Raw genomic sequence first — 11,416 nt, forward strand, 5'->3', positions numbered from 1 at the left:
ATTTATATTTTTTAAAAGAAAAATAATTATAAACATTGCAAAAAGTCTACTTTAATTGTAGAATAGTTACAAAAGGACAGGAGGTATTTTATGGGAGTTCAAATAACTGGTATTAGCCGATATCTACCAGAAAAGATTATGACTAACAATGATTTGTCAAAAATTGTCGATACTTCAGATGAATGGATTCAAACACGAACTGGTATACGTGAGAGAAGAATTGCGTCATCTGATGAGTCGACATCTAGCTTAGCTATTAAAGCAGCAAACAAAATTCTTACAAAAAGTAAGGTTGACCCCAAAGAAATTGACTTAATTGTTGTTGCAACTATGTTAGGGGATTCTCCATTTCCATCTGTAGCTTGTAAAGTACAAGAAGCAATAGGCGCTACTAATGCTGGAGCGTTTGATATGTCTGCCGCATGTTCGGGGTTTGTTTATGCTATTGAGACTGCTTCACAATTTGTAAAAACCGGATACATAAAGAAAGCGCTAGTCATTGGAGCTGAGGTTTTTTCAAAATTTCTTGATTGGGAAGATCGTGCTACATGTGTATTATTTGGTGATGGAGCGGGAGCTGTTCTTTTAGAGGAAAAGAAAGATAATTCATTTTTGGGTGGGGTATTAAAATCTGATGGATCAGGTAAAGAACTACTTTATATGTCTGGAGGAGGAACAGCCAAACCTGCATCATTAGAAACTGTAAATAATAAGGAACATTTTCTAAGAATGAAGGGTCTTGAATTATTTCAGGCAGTTGTACCTATTATTTGCGATGCCATACTTGATGCTTGTGAAAAAACAGGGGTATCAATGGAGGAACTAGATTTAATTATTCCACATCAAGCAAATGTTCATATAATTGAGCAAGTTGCGAATACCTTAGAGATACCTATGGAAAAGTTTTTCATTAATTTAGAAAAACACGGAAATACTTCTGCCGCTTCCATTCCAATAGCATTATATGATGCTTTAGAGATGAATGCAGTGCGGTCAGGAGATAAAGTTATGATGATTGGTTTTGGGTCAGGGCTTACATGTGCAGCTAATATAATTGAATGGAAAAATGAGTGTGTTTATTAAGGATCGCTTAAATTTAGCTAACAAAGAATGTGTAAGTTTTCAAAGTAATATTGGTATCGATATCGTATATATAGAAGACGTGGATCTTCTTGCAGTGGATCCTGTTGATATAGTTCTAACGAGAGATGAGTGGGAAGAAATTAAAGAATCAGTCAATTTCAAGGAAAGATTAGCGGGGAAGTTTGCAGCTAAAGAATCTATTATGAAAGTTCTTGAAAAGGGCCTTGATACAATTGATTTAATCGAAATTGAAATATTAAATAATGATTTAGGTAGACCACTAGTATATCTACATGGTAAGACTTTAGATTTATGGAAAATGAAAAGATTTAATCATTTAAATGTAAGTATTAGTCATCATAAAAAATATGCAGTTGCGATTGCGATTGCGGAATAGGGGGGATTTAGGTGAATTTAGAAGCAGTTGTATTTAAAAATAAGCGAGGTCAAAACCTAGTTGGTATTATGCACCATGCAATTGGTGAAGGGAATAAGCCGTGTGTCATAGTCTGTCATGGTTTTGCTGGTACAAAGACTGGTGGAAGTAGAAGGTTTATTGAATTTGCCAAATATGCTGTGGAAAAAGGGCTATCAGTATTTCGTTTTGATTTTGCGGGCTCTGGTGATAGTGAGGGGGATTTAGTCGATTTGACTTTAGACAATGAATTAGATGACTTAATGTCTGCATTCTCCAAAGTTAGTTCAATGAGTAAGATCGATAGCACACGAATTGGAATTGTTGGTCATTGTATGGGCGGAGTTACTGCACTTCGTGCATCTAGTAGGAATAAAGATATATTTAAAACTATAGCATGGGCACCTTTTTCAGATGTAAATGGGGCAATGTATAGATTAATTGGAGAAGATGCATATAACATTTTGTTGGAGGGCGAAGAAGCAGATTTCTTATATAATAATCAATTGTTTCAATGTGGTCCTAAAATCATAGAAACGTCAAAAGGCATTGATATGTTGAAAGAAGTGTCTAAAATTGAAACACCTTTATTAATTATTCATGGAACAGAAGATGCAACAGTGCCATTGAGTGAAGTTGAGCATCTTGTAACCTTTGTTAATCCAGAAACTAATTATCATCTTGAAGTCATAGAAGGTGCTCATCACTCTTTCCCGTATCACAAAGACGAATTATTCGAATGTACCGTTAATTGGTTTTTTAATGATCAAAAAGGAGGAGTTCACAATGGAAGTCCAAGTGAAAGCATCGTTTGAGGAATTTACTAAGGCTGTTGTCGAAAGGTTAAACTTGTCTTCAAATCAATTAGAAAGAGATGCCCTTTGGGTTAAAGATATTGGAATCAGTTCAATTGATTTAGTTAAGATTGTCATGTTAATTAGACAAAAGTTTGGAGTGAAAATTCCTACTTCATCAATTGGGAAAATCAAAACAGTTAATGATGCTTATAAATTAACTTTAGGAGAGTAAAGCAATTGATACCTATTACTACTTTTTCAGAGCAGAGTACCCTTAAACAAAAAAAATTATCAGATTTTAAACTTTTGGCAATTGATATGGATGGCACATCTCTAAACGAAAAACATGAATTTAGTGATCGTACAATTAGTGTTATTCAAAAAGTGCATCATCACGGAGTAACAGTTTTATTGGCCACAGGCCGAATGATTAGTGCTGTTACGAAACATTTAAATTTGCTTGAAACCCCAGGGCTAGTAGTTTCACATAATGGTGCGTTAGTAAAAGATGTCCATGCAAATAAAATTTATTTGCATAATAAAATTAATAAAAATGTAATTGCAAGAATCCTATTTCTATATGATCAATCCAAATTTATATTACATTTTAATATTGATGATGAAGTACTCTTAGAAAGACCTAATAATCTTAGTAGTAGGTATGCCCAAGAATTAGGTATTACATTAGACTATATTCCATCTTATTCAGATATTACTGAAAATCCAACTTCAGTGTTACTTATGCACACCAAAGGGACACTTGAAAAAATTTTAAAAGATATAACAAATGAATGTCCTAATATGTTTGATTATGTCCTTATGCCTTGGACTAAAGGTATTTGGATGCTGCAATTCTTGCCCTTAAATACATCTAAGGGTATGGCTGTTTTAAATGTAGCAGATCAATTGAATATTCAACCAAGTGAAATAGTAAGTTTTGGTGACAGCTATAATGATTTTGAGATGATTCAACATACGGGTTTCGGAATAGCTATGGGAAATGCTTGTCAAGAACTAAAGAATGTTGCTGACTACGTCACAAAACCAAACACGGAAGATGGCGTAGCTTATGCTTTAGAGGAATTGATGAATAATGAATAATCTGAAATATGCAATTATGTTCGCTGGTCAAGGTTCACAACATGTAGGGATGGTACAAGATGTCTATTTTGGTAATCCAAAAGTACAACATTTTTTTGAAAGAGCTGAATTAATTACAAGCAAGCCACTGATGAAGTATATGTTTGGAGGACCTGATGAAGTATTAAAACAAACAAATATCACCCAACCTTGCTTGTTGACTGCAAATGTATCTTTATTTGAGACTTTTATAGAAAAAACAAATAGCTTACCAACATATGTATGTGGACACAGTGCTGGAGAATATGCTGCTCTTTACGCTGCAGATGTATTATCTTTTGACGACGCTTTAAAATTAATTGCTTATCGTGGAGAACTAATGAATTCGATGGGTGCAGGATCCATGTTAGCAATATTAAATGCAACCGAAGAAGAAGTAAATTCACTTTGTTGTAAAGCGGCTGTTGAAGGAGGAATCTTAACACCTGCAAATTGGAATTCTGAAAAACAAACAGTAATATCGGGTGATATCGCTTCTATAGATAATGCGTTAGAACTAGCATTTGACTTAAATATAACAGCAATTCCTTTACCTGTATCTGGGGCATTTCATTCTAAGTTAATGATTCCAGTTATTGCGAAGTTTGAACGATATTTAAAGGAGGTGACTTTTAATAACTCTAAACAACATATTATTGCAAATACCATAGCTCAACCAATTTCGTTTTCAGAACATTGGAAATCAACGGTTGTTGAACAAATAGTTTCACCAGTTAAATGGAAACAGACTATTCAGTATTTGTATGAGCAGGGTGTAAATATCTTTATAGAAATTGGACCTGGGAACGTTTTATCAAAATTAGTTTCAAAAGATTATCCTGATGTTACAGTGCTCACAGTGAATGATATGGAGTCAATAGAACACACTACTCAATACTTGAATAACATAGTATTAGAGAAAGTATAATGAAAGGGGAATATACGGTGCCTTTTTTTACAGTAAACACTTCTTTAAAATTATCTGATCATTTAAAAAGAGAGATAATTCATAAAGTTACAGAAATAACAACAACATTGTTAGATGTTCCTCCAGATAAGATTCAGGTTATTACGCAAGAACTCTCTAGAGATAACTGGGGGAAAGCAGGAGCTACATTAGACGACAGTAATTTTTCTGAGAAAAGTAGATTAATTAATTGGAATTCTGAAGAAACTTATCACAATGGTGATTTAAAAGAAGAAGATATGGTTCTTATTAAAGTAGATGTATGGTCTGTATATAATCAAGAACAAAAAAATAAATGGGCAAAGCAATTGACTGATTATTTCACTGGAACTTTAAAAATTTCTAAAGATAATATCTTAATTCTCATAAGAGATATGGTACCAGGGAATTGGGCACAAACAGGTATTACTGGAGCGAATGAAAATTTTTTAAGTAACAGTCGTTTAAATAAATAAAAATAAAATGAGAGCAGGGATTAGAAATGAATTTAAAAGTTGAAAAAGGATCATATTTAGTAGTAAGTGAATGGGAATTTTTAAGTGATAAGGCAGTAGAATCTCAACAAGTTTGGTATGAAAGTAGAGCTAAAGAATTAATGCCTTCTGCAGTTCTATATAAAGGTATTGACAGAAACAATCTTGTTCTTCTATATAAAGTTGACGCGTTTTCAGAAATTCAAGCTTTTATTGAAAGTGAAGAGTATGAAGAGTTCGTACATAATCTTGCACCGTTTATGACAAGTGATTTTCGTCAGGGAATTTACGGTTTAGCAGATGTTGTAAAATCAAGAGATAACTTAGTACCTACAACAAATTACATGCAATTAAGAACAATTGAAGTTCCACTATCAGGTATTGATTCATATTTAGAATGGAGAAAAGGAAGTATTTTCAAATTTGTACAAAAGAATGAAAAGGTTAAATCCTTCTTAGCTTTCCATAGTGTAATTTCTGCAAATCCAGGGGTTTTATTTATTGCAGAATTTGAAAAAGAACCAAAAGAATTTCGTGATAGTTTCTTAACACCAGAGTATCAAGAGATTATTAAAGAAGCTGGACATGATCATATTAAGGGTGGATTACACACTCATGAATATGAATTAACAGTAAATCAGGTAGTTTCTAATAATTAATAAGTTCTTTTAAAAGTTTCTTTAAAATAGTAGCTCAGGTCAGGATACACCTGAGCTACTTTTATTAAATAATTCGGGGGTTATTATATTGAACTTAAATGAGAAAGTGTATGTTTTAATTTCCATGCTGCCAAATAATAATGAACTTCAAGCTTTAGAGGAATATAAAATTGTTGCTAAGAAAGTTAGAGATGAATATGGAGCGAAAGTATTATTTAGATATGATGTTGATAAAGACATTATAGGAGATTTTACTGGAAACTCTATTCGAATAATAGAATTCCCTTCTGAGGCAAACGTCCATAATTGGCTTAATGATCCACGTTATATTGTTGTAAAACCTTTGAGAGACAAAGCGTTCAGTCATCTTTCATTAAGTATACTAAAAAAAGCAGACTAAAAACTTATACATTTTTTAAAATTTAAACCAATTTAGAAATAAGAAAAAGGGGAAGATTATGAGTATCACTGAACTTCAAAAACTAGTTAAAATTTTTGATCAAACACACATTGAAGAACTAGATTATGAAAAAGATAATATGAAAATCCATCTAAAAAAATCTCCACGTAATAACTTGAACGCTGTGATAGATATTTCAAATAGAGCTGATTTTATTGATGCCAAAGATGAAGAGAAGTTGATGTCATTTGAAAATGAAGAATTAGATAAATCCGTTCCCAAAAAAAATGACTCCAATATAGAAAATCTGCATACAGTGGTTTCGCCTATGGTAGGCACTTTTTACAATTCCTCATCTCCTGATGAAAACCCCTATGTACAAGTTGGACAAGTTGTACATAAAGATACAGTTATTTGTATGGTAGAGGCAATGAAATTATTTAATGAAATTGAATCTGAAATTCAGGGGGAAATTATTGAGGTACTTGTTGAAAATGGACAATTGGTGGAATTTGGACAACCGTTATTTTTGATTAATAAAAAGTAAGAGGTGTATAGAATTGATTAATAAGTTACTTATAGCTAATCGAGGTGAGATAGCTGTTCGAATTATTCGTTCTGCCAAGGAGATTGGGATTAGAACCGTCGCTGTCTTCTCAGAAGGAGACAGTGAGGCACTCCATGTACAGTTGGCAGATGAAGCATACTGTATTGGCCCAGTATTGGCCAAAGATAGTTATTTAAATTCGATTAATCTGATAAGTTTAGCAAAGTTAACGGAATGCGATGCAATACATCCAGGTTATGGATTCTTAGCAGAAAATGCTGAGTTTGCTGAGTTATGTACCGAATGTAATATTACTTTTGTCGGTCCGACTGCGGATACAATAAGAAAAATGGGCACTAAAGATATTGCAAGACAAACTATGAAAAACAATGGTGTTCCAATTACTATGGGATCAGATGGAATTATAAATGATATAAATGAAGGATTAGAAATAGCGAATAGAATAGGTTATCCAGTCATTATTAAAGCAACCGCTGGTGGTGGAGGGAAAGGTATTCGAGTTGTTCAAAATAAAGAGGAACTGATAGATGGAATTCGAATTACTCAACAAGAAGCTAGTGCAGCTTTTGGAAATCCGAGTATTTACCTTGAAAAATATATTACTGATTTTCGACATATCGAAGTTCAGATACTAGGTGATAATTTTGGTAACGTAATTCATCTTGGAGAACGAGATTGCACAATACAGAGAAGACTACAAAAGCTTGTTGAAGAAACGCCATCCCCTGCACTAGATGAAAAAAGCAGAAAAAGTATGTGTATAGCAGCAGTAAAAGCAGCCAAATCGGTAAATTATTCTGGAGCCGGAACTGTGGAATTTATTTATGATTTGAAAGAACAACAGTATTATTTTATGGAAATGAATACTCGTATTCAAGTTGAACATCCTATTACGGAGTTATTAACAGGTATAGATATAGTTAAAGAACAACTTCGTATTGCTGCAGATGAAAAACTTAGATACTCACAAGTAGATATACGGAGTAAGGGATGGGCTATAGAGTGTCGTATAAATGCTGAAAATCCCGAAAAAAATTTCATGCCATCTCCTGGAAGGGTAGAAGACTATTTACCCCCCGGAGGATTTGGTGTCCGAATTGATTCAGCTGTATATCCCGGATATATAATTCCTCCTTATTATGATTCAATGGTTGCTAAAGTTATCACTTATGGAGAAAACAGGGAAGAGGCAATCGCCCGCATGAGAAGAGCACTAGAAGAATTTATAATAACAGGTATAGCAACCACTATTCCATTTCATTTGAAACTTCTTAATAATGAAATTTTTATATCGGGTAAGTTTAATACAAACTTTTTGGAGCTACATGATTTAAATGAAAAAGATTAGTTTATCAGAATTAGATATTATAAAACATCGTATTGGATTGCATTTTCTATTATCTCATGCTTAAAGGCGATGGATTTTTTCGTTAAGGAGAAAATATTATGATAAAAAATTTATTTTCACAAAGGGATAAGTATATCACTGTGCCTTCAGAAATGGCTAAATTAGACGTTCCAGATGGATTAATTGTTAAGTGTCCAAAATGTAAAACTATTGTATATAGTAAAGAACTAGAAAGAAACTATAAAATATGCCATCGATGTTGTTATTATTTTCCAATGACTGCTTCTGAAAGAATTAATTTTATTTTAGATAAACATAGTTTTGTAGAATATGATAAAAAAATGATCTCTACTAATCCTTTAAAGTTTCCTGACTATACAAAAAAACTGAAACATGATCAAAAAAAGACAAACCTATATGATGCTATTTTAACAGGGGAAGGTAAGATTAAGAGCTTTGATATTATCATTGCTGTAATGGATTCAGGATTTCGCATGGGGAGCATGGGATCAGTTGTAGGAGAAAAAATTGCAAGGGCAATGGAAAGAGCGATAGATAAAAAATTACCGTTTATCATATTTACAGCCAGTGGTGGTGCTAGGATGCAAGAAGGAGTAGTTAGCTTGATGCAGATGGCCAAAACTAGTGCTGCTGCAAAAATGCTAGATTTATCAGGGAATTTATATGTTTCAGTCATGACTTCTCCAACTACAGGAGGGGTATCTGCGAGTTTTGCCTCTCTAGGAGATTATAATTTCGCAGAACCTGGTGCGTTAATTGGTTTTGCAGGGAGGCGAATAATTGAACAAACAATACATGAGGAATTACCTAAAGATTTTCAAACTGCTGAATTTTTATTAGAACATGGACAATTAGATAGAATAATTAATAGGGAACAGATGCGTGATACTCTGGGTTCCATTTTAAGAATTCATCAAGGAGCGATATAAAATGAGGAGCATTTTAGGTTTAGAATCTTCCCTTATTGAGTTGAAAAATAAGATATCTGATTTGAAAGAAATAATGCCTTTAAGAAATATTGATGGTTCTGATGAGATAAAAAAATTAGAACACAAATTAAAACTATTTGAAAATAATATGTACAATCAATTAACTCCGTGGGATCGTGTCCAAATATCACGACATCCTAATCGTCCTACTACTCTTGATTATATAAAAGAATTATTTACTGATTTTTTCGAAATGCATGGAGATAGATTATATGGTGATGATTCCGCGATTATTGGTGGCATTGGTATGTTTGAAAAACAACCAGTAACAATTATTGGTCATCAAAGAGGCAAGAGCACAAAAGAAAATATTCACCGGAATTTTGGCATGCCACACCCAGAGGGGTATAGAAAAGCTATAAGATTAATGAAACAAGCGCAAAAATTCCGACGACCTATAATCACATTTATTGATACCAAAGGTGCTTATCCTGGAAAAGAGGCTGAAGAAAGAGGTCAAAGTCAAGCGATAGCTAATAATTTATTTGAAATGGCTGCATTAACGGTGCCAATTATTAGTATTGTAATTGGTGAGGGAGGGAGTGGTGGAGCTTTAGGTATAGGGGTTAGTAATCATTTATACATGCTTGAAAACTCGATTTACTCTGTTATATCACCTGAAGGTGCAGCGGCTCTTTTATGGAAAGATGCTACCAAAGCTAAACGTGCGGCAGAGACTATGAAAATTACTGCTCAGGACTTAAAGGAACTAGGAATAATCGAGGGAATAATTCCTGAAGTAAGAGGTGGAGCCCATACCAATCTAAGTTTACAAGCAATAGAGATAAAAAAAATAATTACTAAATCTTTGACTGCTTTAAAAGAATTAGAAAAAGAGGAATTATTAAGACAACGTTATAAAAAATATAAAAATATAGGCAGTTTTTCTACAAAAGAAACATTAAAAGAAAAAGCTAAAATTTTATTGGCCAATTAATTATTAGGATTAGTACGAAAAGTTCTGGTGCAAAGATAAAGTAAAAGAGAATGTAGTGCATATATTTCTAGTGAAATTGTATTGCTTCTTTATAAGGTGATAATCTTGTTTTACTATGTTATTCAAGCACTTTTGTTGTCTAAGCCGCATACCGTTAGGTATGCTTTTTTCTTTTTCAACTGTTCAATTGCTATAGGATAAACCGGATTCTTATCGACTGTTATAACACGAGGTTTTGAAACGTGAAAAAAACGCAGCGCTTTCTTGAAAAAGCTCTTTGCAGCCTTCTGATTTCTTGTTTTGCTTAAGCAAAAATCGATTGTATTTCCTTTCTGTTCCATCGACTCTCCAAGAGCCATTTGTTTGAGATAACGTCGGATCCATTTGTCCAATTCAGTACCATACTGAAGAACCCAACGCATAATCGTTGTATGAGAAATGGATAAACCCCGTTCCTCCATCATTTCCACTAAATTATGAAAACTGAGGTTGTATCCTAGGTATGATCTTACCATTAACAAAATAATATCAGGCTGATAATGTTTCAATTTGAATATTTGAACAATCTCGTCAAACAAGATTATAGACATGTTAAGAGGCGTTTTTCTTCACGTACGATAAAAGAAATCGAAACCACTCATGCTCTATATAAAAGAAACCGAAGTCTTGGCTCAGACTTCGGTTTTTCAACGTATGATGAATTACACAAATTATTAATCACTGCCTAAATAGTTCCCCCATTTAGCAGCACTTGTTTATGCTTTTTGAAACTTTGCAACAGAACTGTTCCCCAGTTGAATATCGAAACACACTGGTACCTTAGTCTTTTTTTGACTGTCTACTTGACAGGGGGGAAGACCAATATTCCTCTAGTCTTTTTTCCGTATAATCCCTAAATAACCTTCCTCAATTACATTTATCAACTCTGCGACTAAGAGAAGCTTATTCTGTAATTTTTCAGGAGATACACCATCTTCTTTAGCTTAATTTCAAACGTGAATCCTAGTATTTCTTAAAGTTATGAGAAGGTACTAACTGAAGGACAATAATATCTACCATATAAATTTAAAAATACATTAATTTTATTTATCTGTAAGTAGCTGACACAAGTAATTATCATAATTAGTCCGAAGACATCTCACCATTATTTTTAATCTGAGTAAATATATTATCTAAATTTTCTAACCTTTTCTGCACTTTATTTGTAGCACCTTCTAATGAATAACCCTCATCCAAAAACTCTTTAATCAACAGAATTTTTTTGATAGTTGTATAGTTATACCTTCGTACATTTCCCTTTTCATTTGTTAAAGATGATATAATCCCTTTTTCTTCCCAATACCTTAATTGTCGCTGAGGAATCCCTGTAATCTCAGAAGTTTCTCCAATTCCTACTTTTAACTTCTCTAAAAATTCTAATTCCTCGTAAAAATCAAAATCTTTCATAGTAATCACCTTTTCAAGATAATCTTTATAATTATTGTACAGTAATTGCACACAATTTACTACTTTTTGAACTATACAACGTTTAGTACTAAAAAAATATCAATTAATGTAGTTTAATTCCATTAAATTCATGCTTGTTGCATTAATAAAATAAGTAAAAAATTAAAAGAGGATTTAATAGTAAGCTATTATAA

At 32.9% G+C, this 11,416-nt stretch carries 14 protein-coding genes and 2 pseudogenes; 14 read left to right on the top strand and 2 right to left on the bottom strand.

The window, feature by feature from the left end:
- The first annotated feature begins 90 nt into the window (after positions 1-90).
- The 13 genes from ACFWDE_RS28015 (at position 91) to ACFWDE_RS28075 (ending at position 9,776) form a co-directional block, all read left to right on the top strand.
- On the top strand, positions 91-1,083 hold the full coding sequence (locus tag ACFWDE_RS28015; protein WP_377896072.1) for a beta-ketoacyl-ACP synthase III: 993 nt from the start codon (positions 91-93) through the stop codon (positions 1,081-1,083).
- Positions 1,073-1,480 (top strand): holo-ACP synthase, encoded by a 408-nt coding sequence (locus ACFWDE_RS28020; protein ID WP_377896073.1) that lies wholly within the window; start codon positions 1,073-1,075, stop codon positions 1,478-1,480. The genes ACFWDE_RS28015 and ACFWDE_RS28020 overlap by 11 nt, the downstream gene beginning before the upstream one ends.
- 11 nt (positions 1,481-1,491) lie before the next feature.
- Positions 1,492-2,313 (top strand): alpha/beta hydrolase, encoded by an 822-nt coding sequence (locus ACFWDE_RS28025; RefSeq protein ID WP_377896074.1) that lies wholly within the window; start codon positions 1,492-1,494, stop codon positions 2,311-2,313.
- Positions 2,285-2,527 (top strand): phosphopantetheine-binding protein, encoded by a 243-nt coding sequence (locus ACFWDE_RS28030; RefSeq protein ID WP_377896075.1) that lies wholly within the window; start codon positions 2,285-2,287, stop codon positions 2,525-2,527. The genes ACFWDE_RS28025 and ACFWDE_RS28030 overlap by 29 nt, the downstream gene beginning before the upstream one ends.
- 5 nt (positions 2,528-2,532) lie before the next feature.
- Entirely contained in the window at positions 2,533-3,396 is an 864-nt protein-coding gene (locus ACFWDE_RS28035; RefSeq protein WP_377896076.1) for a Cof-type HAD-IIB family hydrolase, read from the top strand.
- On the top strand, positions 3,389-4,342 hold the full coding sequence (locus ACFWDE_RS28040; protein WP_377896077.1) for an ACP S-malonyltransferase: 954 nt from the start codon (positions 3,389-3,391) through the stop codon (positions 4,340-4,342). Before ACFWDE_RS28035 ends, ACFWDE_RS28040 begins: the two co-directional genes overlap by 8 nt.
- 17 nt (positions 4,343-4,359) lie before the next feature.
- Complete coding sequence (locus ACFWDE_RS28045; protein ID WP_377896078.1) at positions 4,360-4,836, top strand: tautomerase family protein; 477 nt, start codon at positions 4,360-4,362, stop codon at positions 4,834-4,836.
- A 26-nt stretch (positions 4,837-4,862) separates the two neighbouring features.
- Entirely contained in the window at positions 4,863-5,513 is a 651-nt protein-coding gene (locus ACFWDE_RS28050; protein ID WP_377896079.1) for a hypothetical protein, read from the top strand.
- 88 nt (positions 5,514-5,601) lie between these two features.
- Complete coding sequence (locus ACFWDE_RS28055) at positions 5,602-5,913, top strand: DUF1330 domain-containing protein (RefSeq protein WP_377896080.1); 312 nt, start codon at positions 5,602-5,604, stop codon at positions 5,911-5,913.
- A 58-nt stretch (positions 5,914-5,971) separates the two neighbouring features.
- Entirely contained in the window at positions 5,972-6,460 is a 489-nt protein-coding gene (gene accB, locus ACFWDE_RS28060) for an acetyl-CoA carboxylase biotin carboxyl carrier protein (RefSeq protein ID WP_483861756.1), read from the top strand.
- 13 nt (positions 6,461-6,473) lie between these two features.
- A complete protein-coding gene (gene accC / locus ACFWDE_RS28065) occupies positions 6,474-7,829 on the top strand; it encodes an acetyl-CoA carboxylase biotin carboxylase subunit (RefSeq protein WP_377896081.1) in 1,356 nt (451 codons plus the stop codon).
- 98 nt (positions 7,830-7,927) lie between these two features.
- Positions 7,928-8,779, top strand: a complete 852-nt coding sequence (gene accD, locus ACFWDE_RS28070) for an acetyl-CoA carboxylase, carboxyltransferase subunit beta (protein WP_377896082.1) — start codon at positions 7,928-7,930, stop codon at positions 8,777-8,779.
- 1 nt (position 8,780) lies between these two features.
- The gene (locus tag ACFWDE_RS28075) at positions 8,781-9,776 is read left to right on the top strand and encodes an acetyl-CoA carboxylase carboxyltransferase subunit alpha (RefSeq protein ID WP_377896083.1); all 996 of its coding nucleotides are present in this window, start codon (positions 8,781-8,783) and stop codon (positions 9,774-9,776) included.
- Between the two features lie 81 nt (positions 9,777-9,857).
- Here the strand turns inward: ACFWDE_RS28075 and ACFWDE_RS28080 are convergent.
- Positions 9,858-10,366, bottom strand: a pseudogene (locus ACFWDE_RS28080) (IS6 family transposase); the annotation flags it as partial.
- On the opposite strand from ACFWDE_RS28080, the pseudogene ACFWDE_RS28085 reads away from it, so the two are divergent.
- Positions 10,328-10,504, top strand: a pseudogene (locus ACFWDE_RS28085) (IS6 family transposase); the annotation flags it as partial. The pseudogenes ACFWDE_RS28080 and ACFWDE_RS28085 overlap by 39 nt on opposite strands.
- A 394-nt stretch (positions 10,505-10,898) precedes the next feature.
- Here the strand turns inward: ACFWDE_RS28085 and ACFWDE_RS28090 are convergent.
- Positions 10,899-11,222, bottom strand: coding sequence for a MerR family transcriptional regulator (locus ACFWDE_RS28090; protein WP_377896084.1), 324 nt, complete (start codon positions 11,220-11,222; stop codon positions 10,899-10,901).
- Positions 11,223-11,416: the final 194 nt, after the last annotated feature.

The organism is Bacillus sp. NPDC060175, from assembly GCF_042728695.1.
Classification (GTDB): Bacteria; Bacillota; Bacilli; order Bacillales; family Bacillaceae_G; genus Bacillus_A.